General features: G+C 65.3%; 16 protein-coding genes. 11 read left to right on the top strand and 5 right to left on the bottom strand.

Annotated elements, in window-relative coordinates; genetic code table 11:
* The first annotated feature begins 94 nt into the window (after positions 1 to 94).
* On the top strand, positions 95 to 994 hold the full coding sequence (locus ACIPPQ_RS14890; protein WP_446544853.1) for a hydroxymethylglutaryl-CoA lyase: 900 nt from the start codon (positions 95 to 97) through the stop codon (positions 992 to 994).
* Here ACIPPQ_RS14890 and ACIPPQ_RS14895 read toward each other — a convergent pair.
* Positions 991 to 1,902, bottom strand: coding sequence for an EamA family transporter (locus ACIPPQ_RS14895; protein ID WP_446544854.1), 912 nt, complete (start codon positions 1,900 to 1,902; stop codon positions 991 to 993). The two genes, ACIPPQ_RS14890 and ACIPPQ_RS14895, sit on opposite strands and share 4 nt — an antisense overlap.
* Positions 1,903 to 2,124: 222 nt before the next feature.
* On the opposite strand from ACIPPQ_RS14895, the gene ACIPPQ_RS14900 reads away from it, so the two are divergent.
* Positions 2,125 to 3,147, top strand: a complete 1,023-nt coding sequence (locus ACIPPQ_RS14900) for an acyl-CoA dehydrogenase family protein (protein WP_446544855.1) — start codon at positions 2,125 to 2,127, stop codon at positions 3,145 to 3,147.
* Here the strand turns inward: ACIPPQ_RS14900 and ACIPPQ_RS14905 are convergent.
* On the bottom strand, positions 3,144 to 4,268 hold the full coding sequence (locus ACIPPQ_RS14905) for an acyl-CoA dehydrogenase family protein (protein WP_446544856.1): 1,125 nt from the start codon (positions 4,266 to 4,268) through the stop codon (positions 3,144 to 3,146). The two genes, ACIPPQ_RS14900 and ACIPPQ_RS14905, sit on opposite strands and share 4 nt — an antisense overlap.
* Before the next feature lie 55 nt (positions 4,269 to 4,323).
* The gene (locus ACIPPQ_RS14910) at positions 4,324 to 5,073 is read right to left on the bottom strand and encodes a helix-turn-helix transcriptional regulator (RefSeq protein ID WP_327453932.1); all 750 of its coding nucleotides are present in this window, start codon (positions 5,071 to 5,073) and stop codon (positions 4,324 to 4,326) included.
* 139 nt (positions 5,074 to 5,212) lie between these two features.
* Here ACIPPQ_RS14910 and ACIPPQ_RS14915 point away from each other — a divergent pair, with 139 nt between their 5' ends.
* Positions 5,213 to 7,684: a TonB-dependent receptor gene (locus ACIPPQ_RS14915; RefSeq protein ID WP_446544857.1), complete on the top strand. Its 2,472-nt coding sequence runs from the start codon at positions 5,213 to 5,215 to the stop codon at positions 7,682 to 7,684.
* Between the two features lie 15 nt (positions 7,685 to 7,699).
* A complete protein-coding gene (locus tag ACIPPQ_RS14920; protein WP_446544858.1) occupies positions 7,700 to 8,599 on the top strand; it encodes an oxygenase MpaB family protein in 900 nt (299 codons plus the stop codon).
* Here the strand turns inward: ACIPPQ_RS14920 and ACIPPQ_RS14925 are convergent.
* Entirely contained in the window at positions 8,596 to 10,287 is a 1,692-nt protein-coding gene (locus ACIPPQ_RS14925; protein ID WP_446544859.1) for an N-acyl-D-amino-acid deacylase family protein, read from the bottom strand. The genes ACIPPQ_RS14920 and ACIPPQ_RS14925 overlap by 4 nt on opposite strands.
* Positions 10,280 to 10,906 (bottom strand): helix-turn-helix domain-containing protein, encoded by a 627-nt coding sequence (locus tag ACIPPQ_RS14930; protein WP_446544860.1) that lies wholly within the window; start codon positions 10,904 to 10,906, stop codon positions 10,280 to 10,282. The genes ACIPPQ_RS14925 and ACIPPQ_RS14930 overlap by 8 nt, the downstream gene beginning before the upstream one ends.
* A gap of 142 nt (positions 10,907 to 11,048) precedes the next feature.
* On the opposite strand from ACIPPQ_RS14930, the gene ACIPPQ_RS14935 reads away from it, so the two are divergent.
* The 7 genes from ACIPPQ_RS14935 (at position 11,049) to ACIPPQ_RS14965 (ending at position 21,545) form a co-directional block, all read left to right on the top strand.
* The gene (locus tag ACIPPQ_RS14935; protein ID WP_446544861.1) at positions 11,049 to 13,028 is read left to right on the top strand and encodes a serine hydrolase; all 1,980 of its coding nucleotides are present in this window, start codon (positions 11,049 to 11,051) and stop codon (positions 13,026 to 13,028) included.
* 223 nt (positions 13,029 to 13,251) lie between these two features.
* Complete coding sequence (locus tag ACIPPQ_RS14940) at positions 13,252 to 14,394, top strand: dipeptidase (RefSeq protein WP_446544862.1); 1,143 nt, start codon at positions 13,252 to 13,254, stop codon at positions 14,392 to 14,394.
* A gap of 4 nt (positions 14,395 to 14,398) precedes the next feature.
* Positions 14,399 to 16,585, top strand: coding sequence for a TonB-dependent receptor (locus ACIPPQ_RS14945; RefSeq protein WP_446544863.1), 2,187 nt, complete (start codon positions 14,399 to 14,401; stop codon positions 16,583 to 16,585).
* Positions 16,586 to 16,604: 19 nt separating this feature from the next.
* Entirely contained in the window at positions 16,605 to 17,645 is a 1,041-nt protein-coding gene (locus ACIPPQ_RS14950; protein ID WP_446544864.1) for a DUF1611 domain-containing protein, read from the top strand.
* The gene (locus ACIPPQ_RS14955) at positions 17,642 to 18,793 is read left to right on the top strand and encodes a YkvI family membrane protein (protein WP_446544865.1); all 1,152 of its coding nucleotides are present in this window, start codon (positions 17,642 to 17,644) and stop codon (positions 18,791 to 18,793) included. The genes ACIPPQ_RS14950 and ACIPPQ_RS14955 overlap by 4 nt, the downstream gene beginning before the upstream one ends.
* Complete coding sequence (locus ACIPPQ_RS14960) at positions 18,793 to 20,370, top strand: serine hydrolase (protein ID WP_446544866.1); 1,578 nt, start codon at positions 18,793 to 18,795, stop codon at positions 20,368 to 20,370. Before ACIPPQ_RS14955 ends, ACIPPQ_RS14960 begins: the two co-directional genes overlap by 1 nt.
* Complete coding sequence (locus tag ACIPPQ_RS14965) at positions 20,367 to 21,545, top strand: dipeptidase (RefSeq protein ID WP_446544867.1); 1,179 nt, start codon at positions 20,367 to 20,369, stop codon at positions 21,543 to 21,545. Before ACIPPQ_RS14960 ends, ACIPPQ_RS14965 begins: the two co-directional genes overlap by 4 nt.
* The last annotated feature ends 6 nt before the right edge of the window (positions 21,546 to 21,551 follow it).

A 21,551-nucleotide genomic window follows, 5' to 3' on the forward strand; every position in this document is an offset into this window, starting at 1 on the left:
GATAGAATGGCCTGCCTCGCCCATGGCCATGTTATACTTAGAATGCTATGTAATTTTCAACCTGCTAAATGACTCAGGATGATCAGGACGCAAGATGTTGAAAAATCATGGTGTGGAAATCGTCGAGGTCGGTCCGCGCGACGGGCTCCAGAATGAATCTGCGATCGTCTCGACCGCCGACAAGCTCGGGCTGATCCACCGCGCGATCGATTATGGTGTCCGGCGTATCGAGGTGACGAGCTTCGTCAATCCCAAGAAGGTGCCGCAACTCGCCGATGCCGAGGAACTGGTGGCGATGCTGCCCGAGCGCGAGGATGTGACCTATATCGGGCTGGTCCTCAACCGCCGCGGCGCGGAGCGCGCGCTGGGGACCGGGCGCATCGACGAACTCGGCGCGGTGTGCGTGACGAGCGATACGTTCGGGGTTTGCAACCAAGGGCAAAGCTCCGACGAATCGCTCGCCGCGGCGATGCAGATTGTTGCGCTGGCGAAGGAAGCGGGGCGCGGCGGGCAGATCACCATCGCCACCGCCTTCGGCTGTCCGTTCGAGGGCAGGGTGCCGATCGAGCATGTCGTCGAGATGGCGAAGCGCGCCGCCGACGCGAACCCGCGTGAAATCGCGCTCGCCGATACGATCGGGGTGGGCGTGCCGGGGCAGGTGTCGGAGATGGTCGGGCGCGTGCGCGATGCGGTCGGCGACCTGCCCGTGCGCGTTCACTTCCACAACACGCGGGGCACCGGCATCGCCAATGTGTGGGCGGCGGTGAATGCAGGCGCGGCCACCGTCGACGCGTCGCTCGGTGGGCTCGGCGGCTGTCCCTTCGCACCGGGCGCGGCGGGCAATGTCGCGACCGAGGATGTCATCTACCTGCTCGAAAACAGCGGCATCCAAACCGGTGTGGCGTTGCCGCAGGTGGTCGACGCTGCCGGATGGCTGACCGGGGTGATGGGGCGGCCCTTGCCCGCGATGGTCAGCAAGGCGCCCGCTTTCTAGAAGGTCGCGAGCAGCGCCATCACGACCCCGCCGACGACGAGCAGCAGCCCGGCAATCTCTTGCCAGCGCACCGGCTCGCGCAGATAGAAATGCGCAAAGCCGATCGTGAAGGCGACCTCGACCTGCCCGACGATCCGCACCAGCGCCGCGGGTGCGGCCGCGAAACCGATATACCAACACGCCGATCCGAGCGCCGACAGCAGCCCGACCTGGTTCGACGTCCGCCATTGCCGGAAGACGGCGCGCAGGGTGTCGCGGTCGCACAGCGCGACCCAGAGCATGTGAAGCCCGGTCTGGATCGCCATCACGACGACGAGGGTGACGAGCGCCGAGCCGATCAGGTCGACGCCTTCGAGTTCGGCGGTCGCGAGCTTTACCGCGATCGCGGCGAGCGCGAACATCGATCCCGCGCCGAGTCCGCACAGCGCCGCGGGCTGGCCGAGCGCGCGCAAAATCTCGCGCGCCGAGACTCCGCGTCCCGCGAGGGCAAGCACCAGCACGCCCGCGACGCCCGCGACGATCCCGATCCAGGCGAGCAAGGGTAGCCGCTCGCCGAGGAACAGCGCGGTGACGAGCGCGGCCTGCACCGCTTCGGTCTTGGAAAAGGCGGTCCCGACGACGAAGCCGCGATGCCCGAATGCCATGATCAGCAGGATCGTCCCCGCCATTTGGGTGATAGCGCCGGCGACCGCGAAGCCGACGAAAACTCCGCCGAACACCGGAATCGCGTCGTGCTGGATTGTCAGCCAAGCCGCGGCGAAAACCAACGCGAAGGGCAGGCCGTAGAGGTAGCGCACCAGCCCCGCGCCGCTGACGCTCAGTTCGGCGCGAAGCCGCTGCTGGAGTGCCGTGCGCCAAGCCTGGAACAAGCCGCCGAACAGCGATGCGGGAAGCCAGATCGGGTTCATCGCGTCCGCCCCGCCTGCGCCCTGTTCTCGACTCGCCCCATCCTGTGCATGCCGCCCCATGCAATAGTTTTATTGCTAAGTATATGCCCCCGCGTCGGCATGCGCACCAACCTGCTACACCAACCAGCTAGACCCATGGCGCCGCGCGTTGCAGGAAAGGCGCGGGAGAGCAAATGACACACGATATTGCAAAAGCGCGCCGCGCCACGCTGGCGATCTGAGATGGCAGAACTCGACTTGCCGCTTCGAGACGAGCAGCAGATGCTGCGCGACAGCGTCCAGCGCTTCCTCATCGACAATGCGCGTCCAGGCTGGCGCGATCTGGCGGACTCGCTTGGCCTTGCGGGGATCGCGTTGCCCGAGGAGGTCGGGGGCTTCGGCGGCGGGGCGATCGATATCGCCGTCGTAATGGCCGAGCTCGGCCCCGCACTCGCGGGCGCCGACTGGCTTTCGCATGCGGCAGCGACGATGCTGCTGGCGCGAACGGCGCCCGGCCATCCGGCGTTGGCCGATCTAGCGGCGGGCCGCCAGCGCATTGCTATTATCTGTACCGCCTCGACCGCGGCGATGCCGGTCGTTGAAGGCGGATTGATCCGCGGTGCCGCGGTGCTGGTCGCGGGAGCGGCGGAGGCCGATCTGTTGCTGCTCGCGAGCGACAACGCCTTGCTGCTCGTCGCCGTCGACGGCGTAAAGGTCGAACAGCGCCATCGTATCATGCACGACGGCAGCGTATCCGCCGATCTCGCTTTCACCTTGAAACCCGGCGATGCGACGATGCTCGCGAGCGGGCTCGAAGCGCGCGCGTCGGCCGATTATGTCAACGACCTGATCCTTGCGGGGCGCTGTGCCGAGGCGGTGGGACTGATGCAGCAGATGATCGCCGACAGCGTCGACTATCTTGGCCAGCGCAAGCAGTTCGGCACCGCGATCGGCCGGTTCCAGTCGCTGCGCCATCGTGCCGCCGACATGCAGCTTGCGTTGATGAAGGCGGCGGCGCTCACCGAAGCTGCGATCCTCGCAGTCGATCAGGACCGCGCCGACCGCGCGCAAGCCGTCAGCGCCGCCTGTATCGAAGTCGGCGATGCGGTACGTGTCGTCGGCGAAAGCGCGGTGCAGATTCACGGCGCGATGGGACTGACCGAAGAGCTCAGCCTTGGCGGGCATTTCAAGCGCGCGCTCGCGATCGCCGCGGCCTTTGGCCCGCGCGCGGGTCATCTCGCGCGCTTTTCCGAGGTGGCTGGCTAGTCCAGCATCGTCCGCGCGATCAGGTCGCGCTGGATCTCGTTCGAGCCCGCGTAGATCGTCGCGGCGCGGTCGTTCAGATAGCGCGGTACCGCCACTGCGAGGTCGGCGGGCGTTTGTCCGTCGGCGTCGGCCCATGCCGCGTGGCCCGCGATGTCGCACGCCAGCGTGTCGATCCGCTGCGCCGTCTCGGTGCCGAGTATCTTGAGCGCCGAGGCGTAGAGCGCCGGGCTGCCGCCGACGCCGCGCATCGCTTTGAGTTCGAGCGCCTGCAGCGCCTGCAGCGTCACCGCCTCGCGGTCGAGCCGTGCGCGCAGCACCGGATCGATGTCGCTGCGCGCGCGCAGCCCTTCGAGCCGCCCGATCAGCCCCGGCGCGTATTTGCCGCCGCGCTCGAAGGTCAGCAGATGCTTCGCGACCGACCAGCCTTCATTCTCGCCGCCGAGCCGGTTTGCCTGCGGGACGCGGACATCGTCGAAGAATACCTGGTTGAATTCATGGTCGCCGGCGAGCGTGCGGATCGGCTCGACCGTGAGTCCCGGCGTCGCCATGTCGAGCAGCAGGAAACTGATCCCCGCCTGCGGCTTGCCTTCGTTCGAGGTGCGCACGAGCGCGAACATGCGGTTCGCGAAATGGGCGTGGGTGGTCCAGATCTTCGAGCCATTGAGGATATAGTCGTTGCCGTCCGGCGTCGCGCGTAGCTGCAGCGCGGCAAGGTCGGACCCCGCGCCGGGTTCCGAAAAGCCCTGGCACCAATAATCTTCGCCCGACAAAATTCGCGGCAGATAGTGCGCGCGCTGTTCGGGGCTGCCATAGTGCATGATCACCGGCGCGACCATCTTCAGCCCCATCGGCGCGAGGTTCGGTGCACCGGCGCGCGCGCATTCGGCGGCGAAGATATAACGCTCGATCTCGCTCCAGCCGGGGCCGCCGAACTCGGCGGGCCAGTCGGGCGCGGCCCATCCTTTGGCATGAAGGATGCGCTGCCAGGGCAGGGAGACGTCAGGGTCGATAAAGACGCTCGTCGCGCGCGCGGCGCCGCGGCGGATGTCGTCGGGCAAATTCGCGCTGAGGAAGGCGCGAACCTCTTCGCGAAAAGCCATGAGTGCGGGATCGTTCAGCATGTCCATCCCCCGGACTTGTAGGTCGCGGCAGGGCCGGGCCAAGCTGGCACCTGCATCAGGCCGCGCGCGCGCCCACGAAGCCGAGTCCCGCTGCGATCTGGATCGACTGCGCGCGTCCGGTCGCGCCGAGCTTCGTCGAGGCGTTGCGCAAATGGAAGCGCACGGTCGACACCGACAGCGACAAGATGATCCCGATCTCGCCGTCGGTCTTTCCCGCCGCGGCCCAACGCAAACACTGCACCTCGCGGCGGGTCAGCGTCTGCGGCACCGTGGCATTGCGCGGCCGCCCGCGTGCTTCATTGTGTGTTGCGATCAGCTTGACCGCGAGGTTGTGGAGGTGGCCGGCGTGCTCGGCATAAATCGCCTCGACCCCGACCGGCTCTCGCGAACACCAGAAGACCGCACCGACCAGACCGCGTGGCAGGTGCACCGGCGCAATGATCGCCTCGCCGAAATTGGGGGTGTTCCGCGCCTGCGAGCAATCGACCTCGTCGAGCAGGTGCGTTGGGCGCCAGGTACCGAGCCGCCCGTCGCTGTAATAGAAGGGCTCGGCAACGAGCCGTGCCGCGGTCAGGAAAGCGAGCTGCAGCGCGAGCTTGCGATCGCGCCAATAGGCATAGCTGGGATCGACCCAATGAAAGCTGGTTTCGGCATAGGGGCGTCCCTCATCGTCGCTCATCGGTTCGGGGTCGCCAAGGTCGGCTTGCGCGGCGACGTAGGGCAGGCCGATCGTGTCGCCAGCGGCCTGTACCGCCGCGATCAGCGCGGGCATTTCAGCCCAGCATTCGGCCCTCTGATCGGTCACGCGTTCGTCCCTCCGCTATCCTGACACAGGTGTCAGCTTGTTCGCCCGGCCACGATCCTCTGTTCTGTCACGGTCCGGCTTCGCACGACGCTCGCACAAAGACGAGCCCGGCGACAAGCTGTTTGAGGGAGGATGAGTGATGAAGGCAATGCGTATTTTCCTGGGCGCGGGTTCGGCGATGGGTCTCGTTCTGGCGACTCCGGCCTTCGCGGTCGAGGAAGCGGCGGCCGAAACGGTTGCGGCGGAAGGCGACATCATCGTCACCGCACAGCGCCGCGCCGAATCGATGAACGACGTCGGCATGGCGATCCAGGCGGTCGATGGCGCGACGCTAGAAAGCCTGCGCGTCACCGACATGCGCGACCTGACGACGGTGGCGCCAAGCTTCACCGTCTCGCAAAGCTATCAGGGCGTGCCGACCTATACGCTGCGCGGTATCGGCTTCAACACGATCAACCTCTCGGCCACCTCCACCGTCGGCACCTATGTCGACGAGGTCGCCTATGCCTATCCGATCATGAACACGGGGCCGGTGTACGATCTCGAACGCGTCGAAGTGCTCAAGGGACCACAGGGCACGCTCTATGGCCGCAACACCACCGCCGGCCTGATCAACTTCATCACGGCGAAGCCCACCGACACGTTCGAGGGCGGCGTCAAGGCGGAGCTCGGCAATTACCAGACCTATAATTTCGAGGGTCATATTTCGGGTCCGCTCGGCGAGGGCGTCGCGGCGCGCATCGCGGTGCGCAGCGAAAACAGCGACAAGGGCTGGCAGATCAGCAATGCGCGCCCCGACGAACGCCTCGGCAAGGTCGACAAGCTGGGCATCCGCGGCTCGCTGGCGATCGATCCCGGCCCGGGGACCAGCATCGACCTGTCGGTGACCTGGTGGCAGAACAAGTCGGACACCGTTGCCGGCCAGGGCATCGGCTTCACGCCCGCGACCAACCCGGTGTCGGGCACCAGCAATTCGCGCCTGTTCAACGCTCCGGGGCTTGCGACCTATCTGGCGAACAATTTTCCGACCAAGGCGAGCCAGGCCGATTGGGCGCCCGAGGCAGGACGTTCTGCCAATATCGGACGCGGCGAGGGGCTGCCGGGCTACCTTGCGGAAAACAACCGTTTTTGGGGCCTGAAGGCGCGCATCGACCAGGAAATCGGTGACACCGCGAAGTTCGTCAGCCTGACCAGTTACAATGACTTCCAGCGCAAGGCATTGTCCGACTGGAGCGGCGCGCCGTTCGAAGTCCTGCTGCAAAAGGCCGATGGCCGGATCAAGAGCTTTGCCCAGGAAATCCATTTCGAGGGCGAGGCCGGCCGGGTCAACTGGCTGGTCGGGGGCTATTATGGTCACGACAAGATCGTCGACAGCAACCGCACATTGCTCGGCGAAAATGCGAATGCGCGTTTCATCCGCGCGGTGCCCTTCATCATCGTGCCCGGCGTCAACCTGCTCAACACGCCGTTCAATTCGGGCGGCTACACCGCCGCCGACATGGCGACCGCCTTCCGCACCTATGAAGACATCGGCACGATGAACACGAAGACGTGGAGCGTCTTCGGCAACGCCGATGCCGAACTGACCGACCAGCTCAAGCTGACGGTCGGGCTGCGCTACACCGAAGACAAGCAGGACTATGTCGGCTGTTCGCGCGACTACAAGGGCAGCATGTTGCCGAACGTCAACGTCGTGAACCGTTTCCTCTTCTCGGCCGGCGGAACGCTGCCGATCCCGGCACCGATTTCCGAAGGCCAGTGCAACACCTTCAACGACGTCACCAACAGCTTCGGCCCGGTGATTTCGACGCTCGACGAGAATAACCTTGCCTGGCGGGTCGCGCTCGACTGGTCGCCGAACGACGATACGCTCGTCTATGCGTCGGTGTCGCGCGGCTACAAGTCGGGGACCTCGCCGGTCAACGCGGCGAGCAAGGCGCGCCAGAATGCACCGGTGACGCAGGAAAAGCTGACCGCCTACGAACTGGGCGTGAAGGCAACGCTGGCGGACCGGCTGCTCCAGGCCAATTTCGCGGCCTTCTATTACGACTATAAGGACAAGCAGATCAGCACCTATTTTGCCGATCCGATCTACACGGCGCTGTCGCGTCTCGACAATGTGCCGAAGTCGAAGGCCTATGGCCTCGAAGGCGAGCTGACCCTGCGACCGGCGGAGGGCGTGACCATCGCGGCCAACGGCCTGTGGCTGAAGACGAAGGTGATCGACTATCTCGGCACCAATGCCGCTGGCCAGCCGGAGAATTTCGACGGTGCCGAGTTCATTTACAGCCCGCGTTTCCAGGGTAGCATCGTCGCGGCCTATGACGCGCCGATCAGTGACACGCTTAACCTCAATGGTGCGGTCAGCCTGCGTTACCAGGGCAAGGCGAACACGATTTTCGAGGATGATCCGCTCTATGAGGTCGCCTCCTATGCCGTCGTCAACGCGAGCCTTGGTCTCAAGGACGAAAGCGGCTGGTCGCTGTCGCTGTGGTCGAAAAACCTGTTCAACAAATATTATTGGTCGGCGGTCGCCAGTAACGCCAACGTTGTGGTCCGGTTCGCCAACCAGCCGCGAACCTTTGGCCTGACGCTGGGTTACGACTTCTAGAAGGAGACGGACAGCGTGGCGCGTTTGCCGATGCAGGATGAATATCTGGGGACGGCGATCGACTTCGCCGCCCCCGTCGGCGAACCCGCGCTGCTCGCGCCCGACAGTATCCAGTGGCGCATCTACAAGAACCCGATCGCGCTCGGCATCGGCGGCATCGCCGCGGTGCTGCTCGAATTTGCCGAGCCGCGCATCCGGTCGGGGGTGTGGGACCATTCGACCTACAAGGCCGACCCGATCGGGCGTTCGCGCCGCACCGGGCTCGTTGCGATGCTCGCCTGCTATGGACCGGCGAGCAGCGCGAAAGCCGTCATCGGGCAGGTCAACCGGATGCACGGAAAAGTGGAGGGGGAGACCCCCGACGGCACGAAATATCGTGCGCTCGATCCGCTGCTGCTCGATTGGGTCGCGGCGACCGCTTCCTATGGCTTCCTGATGGCCTATGACCGCTTCGTCCGTCCGCTCAGCGACGCCGACAAGGATCGCTTCATGGCCGATGGCGATGCGATCGGGCGCGAGTTCGGGGCGCGGCATACGCCGCCGACGGTGGACGCTTTCATGGCGATGATGGACGAACTCGAACCGCGCTTCGAGCCGCATTCGATCATCTTCGAATTCCTCGATATTATCCAGTCGGGCAAGGCGGCACCCGGCGTGCCGCGCTTCCTCCACCGCGCGATCGCGCGCGCTTCGGTGTCGCTGCTTCCGCCGCATATCCGCCGCAAGCTGGAGCTCGGCCCGCGCTATGACCTGACGTGGCTCGAACGCACCGCGCTACGCATCGCCGGCCGGCTTGCCGACCGCCATGTCGACCGCGCCGCGCCGCACTGCCAGGCGAGCGTCCGGCTCGGCCTGCCGCACGATTTCCTGTTCAAATCACCCGCCGAGCAGCAGCGGCTGCTCGCCGCCGCCTAGGAACAGCGGTTCCAGCCCGCGCCGCGCACCGCGCGCCCCGGCGTCGCGCCGCTATGCTCGCCGTTCCGCAGCACGCCGACGCCGTTCACGAAGACGTCGCGCATCCCGACCGAATATTGGTGGGGCTTTTCGAAGGTCGACCGGTCGCCGATCGTCGCCGGATCGAACACCACGACATCGGCATAATAGCCGGGTCGTAGCGCGCCGCGTTCCTTGATGCCGAGGTTGGTCGCGGGCAGGGTGGTGAGGCGGTACACCGCCTGTTCGAGCGGGATCAGCTTCTCGTCGCGGACATAGCGGCCGAGCAGCCGCGCGAAATTGCCATAAGTGCGCGGGTGTGCGCCCGATTTCAGGAAGACGCCCTCGGTCGCTTGCGACGCGGCGTCCGACCCGAAGCTCATCCATGGCAACTGGACCTGCCTGCGCACATTGTCTTCCGACATCAGGAAATAGACGGTGCCGACGCGCGATCCGTCCTCGACGACGAGGTCCATCGCGGTTTCTTCGGGGGACTTGCCGCGCATCGCCGCGACCTCGGCAAGCGTCTTGCCGGTCAGCGGCTTGAGCGCGTCATTCTTGAACCCCGACAGGATCATCTTGTCGGCGCCCGCGCCGAAATAGAGATTTTCCCAGTCGCTGCCCGGCTGCTTCATCTCGGCGGTGACGCGCGCGCGGATCGCGGGGTCTTTCAACCGCTTGATCCATTCCTCGAGCCCGCCCGCCTGCACCCACGTCGGCATCGCGGCATCGAGGCCGGTGGCGCCGGCGGTATAGGTGTACATATCGGTTGTGATCTTGAGCCCCTCGGCGCGGGCCGCTTCGATCTTCTTCACGACCGTGTCGAGCTTGCCCCAGTTGCTGCGCCCCGCCATCTTCAAATGATAGATTTCGGCCGGCGCGCCCGAGCGGCGCGAGATGTCGATCAGCTCGTCGACGGCTTCCTCGATCCGGTCGCCTTCGGAGCGCATATGGCTGATATACATCCCGCCGCATTTCGCGGCCTCGCTGGTCAGTGCGACCAGCTCGTCGGTCTCGGCATAGGAGCCGGGGGCGTAGATGATCGAGCTGCCGACCCCCATCGCGCCCTCGTTCATCGCCTGACGGACAAGCGCGCGCATCCGCGCGAGTTGTTCGGGCGTCGGGTCGACATCGTCTTCGCCCAGTTCGTGGACGCGCACCGTCGCCGCGCCGACGAAACTCGCGACATTGGTTGAAACCCCGCGCTTTTCGAGCCAGCCGAGATAGTCGCCGAGCGTGGTCCATTCGATCGGATATTTGACGTCGCCCTGGCGTTCGGTCTCGAGCCGTTTCATCGTGGCGTTCATCGGCCCCATCGACCAGCCTTCGCCCATCACCTCCAGCGTCACGCCCTGACGGATGTCGCTCTGGCTTTTCGGGTCGGCGATCAGCGACTCGGTCGCCCAGCTCAACATGTTGATGAAGCCCGGCGCGACCGCCATGCCCTTCGCCGCAACCTCGGTTTTCGCGCTGCCCTCGACCTTGCCGACCGCGACGATGCGATCGCCCTTGATCGCGACATCGCCGACGACCGGCGCCTTGCCCGACCCGTCATAGATCGTGCCGCCGCGGATGATCAGGTCGTAGGCGGCGTCCGCCGCCTGTGCCGACACCGAGACGAGAAGGGCGCTGCCCAGAAGCAGCGCGCGGGCGGCCGGGCGGCTAACCATGAAGATTCCTTATCAGCTCGTCCATCAGCCCGTCGTCGGCGCTCGAACAGACGCCGAGCACCAGCGCCTCCTCATATCCCTCGGCGACGACATAGGCATGACCCATCGACGAATCGAGATAGATGCCCTGACCGGTCTTGAGCGCGACCGGGTCGTAGAATTCGGTATGAATCTCGACTTCGCCTTCGAGGACGAAGATGAATTCTTCGCCCTGATGGCGGACAAGGTCGCCGAACTCGCGCGCGCTGTGCGCCCGGATCCGCGTGATGATGGGGATCATCCGCTTTTGCCGGAGGTCGGTGCACAGATAGTGATAATCATAATTGTCGGTCGTGACGCGCACCGCCTGGTCGACCGTCCCGATGCTGCGGCGGCCGGTCACGCGCGGCGCCTGATCCTCGTCATCCTCGGCGAACAGGTCCGACATGCGGATGTTCAATCGCTGGCTGAGCTGCTGCAACTTGTCGTAACTGAGCGTGAGCCGGTCATGCTCCACCTTGGACAGCGTCGACACCGGGATCCCCGATTTCGCGCTCATTTCCTTGAGCGTCCAGCCGTTGCGCGACCGGATGCTCTTCATCACCGTGCCCAGCGTGGGCGGTGTCGAGCGGTCCGCCATCAGTTTTTCCATTCCATGTTTGACAATTTTCCAATCAGGATCATTATGTCCCTATCGGGCTAACAGAGGTTGGTCCCTTGGTAAGGGGTCGCGCGGCTTGCTGCAAGGTGTGACAGGCCTCGCAAAAGAAAAGGGGAAAGCGATGCGTTTCATCCGAAAGGCGATGATCGGGCTCGCGGCATTTGCCGCGCTGCCGCTGGCGGCGCAGGGGCCTGTGCCCGCGCCGGCGGCGAAGAAAGCCGAAGCGGCGGCGGTTCCGGCCGCCAAAACAGCAGCAGCGCCGGTCGCGCTAGATGCGAAAGACCTCGAAGCCTGGCTCGACGGCTACCTGCCCTATGCGCTCGAACGCGCGCGCATCCCGGGCGCGGTCGTCGTCGTCGTTCGCGGCGATCAGGTCGTGCTCCAGAAGGGCTATGGCTTTTCCGACGTCGCGAAGCGCGCACCCGTCCTGCCCGAGACCACGCTTTTCCGTCCGGGCTCTGTGTCGAAGCTCCTGACCTGGACCGCGGTGATGCAGCAGGTCGAGGCGGGCAAGATCGACCTCGACAAGGACGTCAACACCTATCTCGATTTCAAGATCCCGCCCTATCAGGGCAAGCCGGTGACGATGCGCAACATCATGACGCACACCGCGGGTTTCCAGGAATCGGTGCGCTACCTGATCAGTAGCGATCCCAAGTCGGTGATGGCGCTCAAGAAGCAAATGCCGCTCGCGTTGCCCGACCGCGTCTTTGCGCCGGGGACGACCCCGGCATACTCGAACTATGCCACCGCGCTCGCGGGCTATATCGTCGAGCGCGTCAGCGGCGAGGATTTCGACGACTATATCGATAATCATATCTTCAAGCCGCTCGGCATGGCGCATTCATCGTTCCGCCAGCCGCTTCCCGCCAATCTCGCGCGGCATATGTCGAAGGGTTATCCCGACGTCACGCAAAAGCCCAAGCCGTTCGAGATGGTGATCCCGGCGCCGGCGGGCAGCCTGTCGGCGAGCGGCGCCGACATGGGCAAGTTCATGATCGCGCACCTCAATGACGGCGCAGGGCTGCTCAAGCCCGAGACCGCGAAGCAGATGCACGACTTCAAGGCACCCGGCGTCGGCCCGCTCAACAGCATGGCGCTCGGCTTCTACGAACAATGGGTCAATGGCCACCGTGCGATCGCGCATGGCGGCGACACCGTCTGGTTCCACTCCTATCTGTGGCTGTTCCCCGACGCCGATATCGGTGTGTACATCTCGATGAACAGCGCCGGGAAGCAGGGCGATGCGGGCGCGATCCGCAGCGCGCTGTTCCATAAGTTCGCCGACCGCTACCTGCCCGGCGCCGAAAAGCCCGGCCAGGTCGATGCGAAGACCGCAAAAGAACATGCGCAGATGATGCTCGGCAATTACATCAGCAGCCGCGGGTCGTTCACCAACTTCATGAGCCTGTTCGGCCTGCTCGGCCAGACGACGATTTCGTTGACCGAGGACGGCAAGATCACGCTTCCGGCGCTCGACGGCCTGGGTGCGGGCGCACGCGACTGGGTCGAGGTGGAGCCCTTCGTATGGCGCGATACCGGCACCGGCGAACGCGTTGCCGCCGAGGTCAAGGACGGCCGCGTGGTGCGGTGGAGCGTCGATGGGGGCTCGCCCTTCATGGTGTTCGAGCCCGCCCCGGCGAGCGTCAATGCCGCCTGGCTCAACCCGGCGCTGATCTTCGCCTTCGGCATCATCCTGCTCGCCGCGCTGGCGTGGCCGGTGCGTGCGCTGGTGCGCCGCAGCTTCAAGGCGGACTTCGCGCTTGAGGGCAAGGCGCGCCGTGCATACCGGCTGTCACGGGTCTTCGCGTGGCTCGCGATCGCCGCGCTTGCCGGCTGGTTCGGGCTGATCGCCGCCTTCTCGGCCGATATCGGCGCGATCGGCGGTCCGCTCGACTGGCTGATCCACCTGCTGCGCATCCTGACGCCGCTCGCCGCTTTCGGCCTGCTTGCAACGGCGGGCTGGCACCTGTGGCTCAGCATCAAGGACAAGCGCCGCTGGACGATGAAACTCGGTGCGATGCTGCTGATCCTTGCCGGGCTCGTGCTCGTGTGGGTGACGCTTGCCTTCCATCTCTATGGTTTCGGGATGGTCTATTGATGCGGGCGTAAAGCGCGCGCGAACTGACGCTCGACCTTCGGGTCGAGCGTTTTTCGTGTCATCGGGGCCCGCGCCTTTGCCGCACAGCTTTACCGAAACTGCGTCGCCATTCGGGAGCCAGTCAGCCCAACTCGGAGCGTGACAAATTTATGTCCTAAATGGGTTGACAATTTTCTGATTAGGACAATAGTCTACATTGAAACTATAAAAGAGGGAGGTTGGGATGACGGGGTCGTTCCAGATGACGCGCCGCGCGGCACTCGCGGGCGTGGTGGGTGCCGCTGTGTCGGCGCCGATGATCAACAAGGGCGCCTTTGCCTTCGCCGCGGCGCCGGGGAAGAGCTACTCGCGCCGCGCCGTCGACCTCGTCGCTTCGTCGCTCGTCATCGACATGCTCGCCCCGCTCAAGATCACCCTCGACGAAAATTATGTCGCGCACCGGCTGACCGACGCCGAGGCCGCCGAGTTCAAGGCCAGCGGCATCACCGGCTTCCACAATGCCTATGGCCTCGGCGGTCCGGGCGCAAAGCAACAGGCGCTCGAATTCCTCGCCGGTTGGCAGGGCTTTGCCGGGCGCAACAGCCACGTGTTCACGCTCGTCGACGGCGTCGCCGATCTCGACCGCGCCAAGGCGGAAAAGAAATGCGCCGTCATCATGGGCATCCAGAATGCCGAGCATTTCGAGAAGATCGAGGATGTCGCGCTGTTCCGCCGCCTTGGCCTTAGCTGTGCGCAGCTCACCTATAACGCGCAGAACCTGATCGGGTCGGGCAGCACCGAACGCGTCGACGGCGGGGTCAGCGATTATGGCGCCGCGATCATCGCCGAGATGGAAAAGCAGAAGATGCTCGTCGACGTCTCGCACTGCGGCGACAAGACGACATTGGATGCGATCGCCATCGCCAAGGGACCGATCGCGATCACGCACAGCAACGCCCGCACGCTCGTCGACCACCCGCGCGTCAAAACCGACGCGGCGATCCAGGCGCTCGCTGCGAAGGGCGGGGTGATGGGCATTACCGGCGTGCGCATGTTCGTGCGCACGACCGACCCGACGAATGTCGGGCATATGGCCGACCATATCGACCATGTCGCGAAGCTCGTCGGGATCGACCATGTCGGCATCGGGTCGGACGCCGACCTCCACGGCTATGACGACATGAAGCCTGACGAATATGCGCTGCTCAAGGGCAGCTACAAGGGCAGCTACGCCTTTCGCGACAAGATCGACATCGACGGGTTCGATCATCCGCTCAAGACCTTCGACCTCACCGAGGAACTGATCCGCCGTAACTATTCGAACGAAAACATCCGGGCCGTGCTCGGTGGCAATTTCCGCCGCCTGCTCGCCCAAGTCTGGGGGTAAGACGATGAAACAGGGACTGTTTGTTGCAGCAAGCATGGGCGCGATGATGGCGGCGATGCCGGCGCAGGCGCAGGAAGCGGGCGCCGTCGAGGCGAGCGGCGAAATCGTCGTGACCGCGCAGAAACGGACGCAGAATGTGCAGGACGTGCCGATCGCGATCGCCGTCGTCAGCGGCGAGGAACTGCAGGAACAGGGCTCGGCCTCGCTCGTCGATTATGCGGGTTATGTTCCCGGCATGAACGTCAGCAACGGGGGCACGCCGGGGCAGACGACGATCACCTTGCGCGGCGTCGCGCCGCTCAACTCGGCGCAGACGGTCGGTATCTATCTCGACGATGCGCCCGTGGGTTCGAGTGCGATCTATAATCGCGCCGGGGCGTTCACGATCGACCTGATGCCCTATGACCTCGAACGGATCGAGGTGCTCAAGGGCCCGCAAGGCACACTCTATGGTGCCAGTTCGATCGGCGGGCTGGTGAAATATGTCACCGTCCAGCCGAACACGAACAACTTCAGCGTGAAGGCGGGTGTCGAAGGTTTTGCGATCAAGGGCGGCGACGGCCTCGGCTGGGGCGCACAGGCGATGGTCAACGTGCCGATCGTCCAGGACAAGCTCGCGGTCAGCGGCAGCTTCGCCTGGCGCAGCACGCCGGGTTGGGTCGACAGTGTGAACAACGCCGCGCTCAGGGACCAGAATGACTATGAACAGCGCGGCGGCCGCGTTGCGCTTCTGTGGACGCCGACGCCCGACCTCAGCGTGAAGCTCGCCGGGATCTGGCAGTCACTCGATTCCGAAGGCAATGGTCTCTACGCCGCCGATCTCACGGGCAAGCGGCTCGGCGACGGGCGCTCGTACAACAATTATGTGCCCGAATCCTACGACATCGATCTCGACTATTATTCGGCGACGATCGACTATGATTTCGGCGCCGCGACGCTGACCTCGGCGACGACATACAGCAAGACGCAGAGCGCGCAGGTGCAGGACGCGAGCTATGCGTTCGGCGTCCTCTTCCCGATTTTGACGGGCGGCGCGGTTGCGCCGGGTATCACGCCTTTCGCGCTCGACCTGGGGCTCAAGAAATGGACGCAGGAGGTGCGGCTTGCCTCGCCGAGCGGCGGCCGCTTCGAATGGCTTGTCGGCGGCTTCTTCACCGATGAAACGACGAGCAATGCGCAGCTGGTCCGCTCGTTCGACATGGCAGGGAACCCGATCGCGGCGCTCGATCCACTCGCGACCGTTGGCCTGCCTGCGACCTACAAGGAATATGCGGTCTTCGGTAACGCGACCTTCAAGCTTTCCGATCGGTTCGAGATCACCGGCGGTCTCCGCTGGGCGCGCAACGAGCAGACCTTCCGCCAGCAGAGCGAGGGGGCAATCGTACCAAAGGCGGATAATCCCGGAACCTCGGCCGAAAGCGTCTGGACCTTCTCGGTCAGCCCGCAGTTTCACATCAACGAGGACGCGATGCTCTACGCGCGCGTCGCGACGGGCTATCGCCCCGGCGGCCCGAACGTCATCGTTCCCAATGTGCCGCCCAGCGTCGATGCCGACCGCATGACCAACTATGAGGTCGGGCTGAAGGCGGATTTCGCCGACCGCATGGTGACGGTCGACGCAGCCTTCTTCTGGATGGACTGGACCGATATACAGGTCACACGCGCGTTCGGCGGCGTTTCCGGCGGTGCGAACGGCGGCAAGGCGACGAGCAAGGGTTTCGAAGGCAGCCTCGCGCTGCGTCCGGCGGCCGGCTTCACGATCAGCGCGACGGGCAGCTACACCGATGCGACGCTCAGCGAGGATGTGCCGGACATCGGCGGTGCCGATGGCGACCGTCTGCCGGCGGTGCCGAAGTTCAGCGGCGCGCTGCGCGCCGACTATGAATTCGCACTCGGAAGCAGCAACAAGGGCAGCTTCGGCGTTGGGGTTCGTCATGCGAGCAGCCGGCTGTCGCTGGTCGAGAGCGACCCGCTCGTCGCGCGCGCCAAGCCCTATACGTCGGTCGATCTCAACGCTTCGGTGACCTTCAACGATCACTGGACATTGCGCGCCTATGCCCGCAACCTTCTGGACAACAAGGGTGAGATGGCGCGTTCGACGATGGCCGACGGTCTCAACCGGCCGAGCTTCCTGGCGATCTCGCCGTTGCAGCCCCGCACCATCGGCGTCGCGCTCGACATGGCTTTCTGATCGTCTGGAGTTGGAAAAGATGAACGCGCCCCTCGGCAGGCTGGCCGACAGACTGGCCCTGCCGCAGCCTTACCTGCTGTTCCTCGGCGACACGACCGAGGCAAGCTATGCCAAGACCGCCTTTGGCCTTGCCGACTGGGCGGCGGATCGCTGCGTCGGCGAGCTGGCGATCGGCGGTTGCACCGTTTCCACCGGCCTGCCGCGCCTGTCGCCCGCCGAAGCGCGGGCGGCGGGGGCGCGGTCGCTGGTGATCGGGGTCGCGAACCAGGGCGGGATCATCGGTGAGAACTGGATCGCCGCGCTGGTCGAGGCGATGGACGCCGGGCTCGACATCATCAGCGGCCTGCACGTCCGGCTCGGCAGCATTCCGGCGCTGATCGAGGCGTCGCGGCGCACGGGGCAGCGGCTGATCGACATCCGCACCCCGCCGCCCGCGATCCCGATCGCGAGCGGGCGCAAGCGGAGCGGCAAGCGGCTGCTCACCGTCGGGACCGATTGTGCGCTCGGCAAGAAATATACCGCGCTCGCGCTGCATCGGGCTTTCCTCGAACGCGGCCTCGACGCCGATTTTCGCGCGACGGGACAGACGGGCATCATGATCGCGGGCGGCGGCATGCCGATGGACGCGGTGGTTTCGGATTTCGAAGCGGGGGCGGCCGAAATGCTCAGCCCCGACGCGACCGACGATCATTGGGACCTGATCGAGGGGCAGGGGTCGATCTTCAACCCCGCTTATGCCGCGGTCTCGCTTGGACTGCTCCACGGCAGCCAGCCCGACGTGTTCGTCGTCTGCCACGATCCGTCGCGCACGGTGATCCTGGGCATGGAGAGTTTCAAGCTGCCTTCGGTCGAGGAGGTCATCGATCTGACGATCCGGCTCGGCAGCCGCACCAATCCCGCGATCCGCTGCGGCGGGGTGAGCTTCAATACGTCGAGCTATGACGCCGACGCGGCAGAGGCGCTGATGGCGGCCGAGAGCGAACGCCTCGGGTTCCCCGTCGCCGATCCGATCCGCGGCGGTGCGGCGTTCGACGCGCTCGTTGAAAATATCCTCGCATGAGTGTGGGCGAGGCGGGCAGCAAGTCGAGCTGGTTCCAGCGCTTCCTGCTGCCCGGTTTTGCACTGAAGGCGGTCATCATCGGCGGCGGTTATGCCACGGGGCGCGAGCTGGCCGAATATTTCGTGCCGTCGGGGCCATGGGGCGGGCTCGCCGCGATGCTGCTCGCGACGCTGATCTGGAGTGTCGTCGCGGCGCTGACCTTCGCGCTTGCGCGCCAGCTCGGCGCCTATGATTATTGTGCTTTCTTCAAGGGGTTGCTCGGCCCGGCGTGGGTCGCGTTCGAGGCCGCCTATCTGATCTTCGTCGTCCTCATCCTTGCGGTGTTCGGCGCCGCGGCCGGCGCGATCGGCGCGGCGACCTTCGGCTGGCCCGAACTTGCAGGTGTGATCCTGCTCGCCGTCTCGATCGTCGCGGTCACCGCGTGGGGGACGGGCGTCGTCGAACAGATGTTCAAATATGTCTCCTTCCTGCTCTACGGCGTCTACGGCCTGTTCCTTGTCCTTGCGCTCGCCAGCTTCGGCGGGCTGATCGGGCAGGGCTTTGCGAATGCGCCGCCGCCGCCTGGTGGCTGGATAGGGGGCAACTGGATGGCGGGCGGGCTGACCTATGCGAGCTATAATATCGTCGGCGCCGTCGTGATCCTGCCGGTGCTGCGTCACCTGACGAGCCAGCGCGATGCGGTCGTCGCGGGGCTGATCGCGGGGCCGTTGTCGATGCTGCCCGCAATCCTGTTTTTCGTTGCGATGATGGCGTTCTACCCGGCGATCGGCGCCGAGACCCTGCCGTCGGACTTCCTGCTCCGCCAGATGACGGTTCCGGGTTTCCACGTGCTGTTCCAGGTGATGATCTTCGCCGCCCTGCTCGAAAGCGGCGCGGGTGCGGTCCATGCGATCAACGAGCGCATCTCGGGCGCGATCGAGAGCCGCGGGCGTCCCGCGCTGACGCCCGGCGCGCGCGCCGTGATCGGCGCGGTCATCCTCGCGGGCTGCATGTTCGTCGCGGGGCGCATCGGGCTCGTCGACCTGATCGCCAGCGGATACCGTTTCCTCGCCTGGCTGTTCCTTGCCGTCTTTGTCCTGCCGTTGCTCACTGTGGGCGTCTGGCGCCTGCTGCGCCGTTCGCCCGTTCCCGAAATGGAGACTCTCTGATGAAAGCCGTTCGCCTGCTTGCCCTGTCGCTGATGCTGTCGGTGGCGACGCCTGTTTGGGCCGAGCCGCCCGCCGACATCGGCACGAGCGTCGAGGCGCTTCGCAAGAAGATCGGCGCCGCGGGCGTGTCGATCGCGATCGTCGAGGATGGCAAGACGACGCTGTCGCGCGGCTGGGGAGTGCGCAAGATCGGCGACCCGGCGCCGGTCGACGGACAGACCATCTTCCAGACCGGCTCGACCGGCAAGGCGATGACCGCGACCGCGCTGGCGATCCTCGTCGACGAGGGCAAGATCGCGTGGGACGACCCGGTGATCAAGCATATGCCGTGGTTCCGCATGTATGATGCATGGGTCACGCGCGAGATCACGATCCGCGACCTGCTCGTCCATCGCAGCGGGCTGGGGCTGGGGCAGGGCGACCTGATGTTCGTGCCGCGCACGCACCTGACGCGCAAGCAGACGGTCGAGCGTGTCGCTTACCTCAAACCCGTGACGAGTTTCCGCTCGGCCTATGCCTATGACAATATCCTCTACACCGTCGCCGGCCAGCTGATCGAAGAGGTCACCGGGCAGACGTGGGAAGTGTTCATGCGCGACCGCGTGCTGCGCGCAGGGGGCATGAAAAATGCGACGAGCGACAGCGAGGACCGCTTCCGCATCGCGAACCGGTCGTGGCCGCACGCGCGCCTGTCGGGCGCGCTGCGCGGGCTTGGTCCGCAGCAGGCGCTCGACGAGCGCGACGAACTCGGCCGCAACGGCGCGCCCGCGGGCGGCCTCGCGCTCAGCGCCGACGATATGGCGGCGTGGCTCAAGATCCAGCTCGCGCATGGCGCGCTGCCCGACGGCAAAAGGCTGTTCAGCGAAAAGCAGGCCGCCGAAATGTGGGCGCCCGTCACCCCGATGCCGATCGGCGAATTGCCCGAGGCGCTCAAGCCCGCGCAGCCGACGCAGCAAGCCTATGCGCTCGGCTGGCAGGTGCAGGATTATCGCGGCCATCGCATAGTCCAGCACAGCGGCGGTGTCTTCGGCTCGATCACGCGCGTCGTGATGATCCCCGACAGGAATGTCGGTTTCGCGATCATGCTCAACAGCGAGGACAGCGGAATGATCCTCGGGCTGACCTATGAGCTGCTCGATCATTATCTCGATCAGCCCGATTATGGCTGGACGACCAAGTGGCAGGACTGGTTCGAGGCGCGGCTGGCGGGCGGCAAGGCGTTCCTCGAAAAGGCGAAGGCGTCGCCGGTGAAATCGGGACCCTCGCTCGCGCTCGCTGGCTATGCGGGGCGTTACCGCGATCCCTGGTATGGCGACATCGTGATCGGGCAGGCCGGCAAGGGACTGACGATCGACTTCACCTCGACGCCGCGGATGGCGGGGCGGCTCAAGCACTGGCAATATGACAGCTTCGTCACCGATTTCGACGATCCGGCGATCGAACCCGCTTATGTCACTTTCGCGCTCGACGCCGACGGCAAGATCACCGGCGTGACGATGAAGGCGGTTAGCCAGATCGCCGACTTCAGCTGGGATTATCACGATCTCGACCTGAAGCCCGTGAAGGACGCGAAATGAAGCGCATCGCCGTCCTGCTTGCCGCCACCGCGCTGGCGGGCTGCACAGCGGACGAAAAGCCGGTGAAGCCGCCGGAAGCGCCGTTGCACAGCCGGATGCTCGTGCTCGACACGCATCTCGATACGCCGACGCATTTCGAGCGGCAGGGATGGAGTTTCGCCGACCGCCACACACTGGCCGACGACCTCGTCCAGCTCGACATCCCGCGGATGAAGGACGGCAATCTCGATGGCGGCTTCTTCGTCATCTACACCGATCAGGGGCCGCTGACCGCAAAGGGCTACGCCGACGCGCTCGCCCATGCGCGGGGGCGGTCGGACCTGATCGACCGGACGCTGGGCGCGCAGGCGGCGCAGATCGGTCCCGCGCGCACCGCGGCCGACGCACGGGCGCTGAGCAAGGCGGGCAAGCTCGTCGCGTTCAAATCGATCGAGAACAGCTATCCCCTCGGCGAGGACCTGTCGCTGCTCGAGGAGTTCTACAAGAAGGGCGTCCGGCTCGCGGGGCCGGTGCATTCGAAGAACAACCAGTTTGCCGACAGCGCAACCGACACGCCGCGCTGGAACGGGCTCAGCCTGCTCGGCAAGCAATGGGTGGCCGAAATGAACCGGCTCGGCATCGTCATCGACGCGAGCCATGCGTCGGACGCGGCCTTCGACCAGCTGCTCGCGCTGTCGAAATATCCGATCCTGCTTTCGCACTCGAGCCTGCGCTCGGCGCATAGTCACCCGCGCAACCTCGACGAGGAACGGCTCAAAAAGCTTGCCGCCAAGGGCGGCGCGATGTGCCTTTCGACCGTATTCCTGTCGGACATGAACATGTCGTCCGCGCGCGCCGCGCTGTTCGGCAAACTCGAACGCATCGGCACACTCGCACCGGCCGAGCAGGCCGATCTCAACCGCGAGTGGCGCGCGCTCGATGCGAAGGAACGGATGTGGGCCGCGGATTTCGAGGCCTATATGATGATGGTGCTGCGCGCGATCGAAGTCGGCGGTGTCGATCATATCTGTTTCGGCGCCGACTGGGACGGCGGCGGCGGCTTGCCGGGTATCGAGGATATCACCGCGCTGCCGAAGGTCACCGAACGGCTGAAGGCAGCGGGCTATTCGGACGCCGACATCGAAAAGATGTGGAGCGGCAACGTCCTTCGCGTCATCGCCGCGCAGGGAAAATAGAGGCTC

This window comes from Sphingopyxis sp. LARHCG72 (assembly GCF_052871675.1).

Bases quoted from the DNA above. Each gene is read 5' to 3' on its own strand.
- ACIPPQ_RS14900 (WP_446544855.1), top strand. From the start codon at position 2,125: ATGGCAGAACTCGACTTGCCGCTTCGAGACGAGCAGCAGATGCTGCGC.
- ACIPPQ_RS14950 (WP_446544864.1), top strand. From the start codon at position 16,605: ATGAACGCGCCCCTCGGCAGGCTGGCCGACAGACTGGCCCTGCCGCAG.
- ACIPPQ_RS14915 (WP_446544857.1), top strand. From the start codon at position 5,213: ATGAAGGCAATGCGTATTTTCCTGGGCGCGGGTTCGGCGATGGGTCTC.
- ACIPPQ_RS14925 (WP_446544859.1), bottom strand. From the start codon at position 10,287: ATGGTTAGCCGCCCGGCCGCCCGCGCGCTGCTTCTGGGCAGCGCCCTT.
- ACIPPQ_RS14930 (WP_446544860.1), bottom strand. From the start codon at position 10,906: ATGGCGGACCGCTCGACACCGCCCACGCTGGGCACGGTGATGAAGAGC.
- ACIPPQ_RS14940 (WP_446544862.1), top strand. From the start codon at position 13,252: ATGACGGGGTCGTTCCAGATGACGCGCCGCGCGGCACTCGCGGGCGTG.
- ACIPPQ_RS14965 (WP_446544867.1), top strand. From the start codon at position 20,367: ATGAAGCGCATCGCCGTCCTGCTTGCCGCCACCGCGCTGGCGGGCTGC.
- ACIPPQ_RS14955 (WP_446544865.1), top strand. From the start codon at position 17,642: ATGAGTGTGGGCGAGGCGGGCAGCAAGTCGAGCTGGTTCCAGCGCTTC.
- ACIPPQ_RS14960 (WP_446544866.1), top strand. From the start codon at position 18,793: ATGAAAGCCGTTCGCCTGCTTGCCCTGTCGCTGATGCTGTCGGTGGCG.
- ACIPPQ_RS14905 (WP_446544856.1), bottom strand. From the start codon at position 4,268: ATGCTGAACGATCCCGCACTCATGGCTTTTCGCGAAGAGGTTCGCGCC.
- ACIPPQ_RS14935 (WP_446544861.1), top strand. From the start codon at position 11,049: ATGCGTTTCATCCGAAAGGCGATGATCGGGCTCGCGGCATTTGCCGCG.
- ACIPPQ_RS14890 (WP_446544853.1), top strand. From the start codon at position 95: ATGTTGAAAAATCATGGTGTGGAAATCGTCGAGGTCGGTCCGCGCGAC.
- ACIPPQ_RS14945 (WP_446544863.1), top strand. From the start codon at position 14,399: ATGAAACAGGGACTGTTTGTTGCAGCAAGCATGGGCGCGATGATGGCG.
- ACIPPQ_RS14895 (WP_446544854.1), bottom strand. From the start codon at position 1,902: ATGAACCCGATCTGGCTTCCCGCATCGCTGTTCGGCGGCTTGTTCCAG.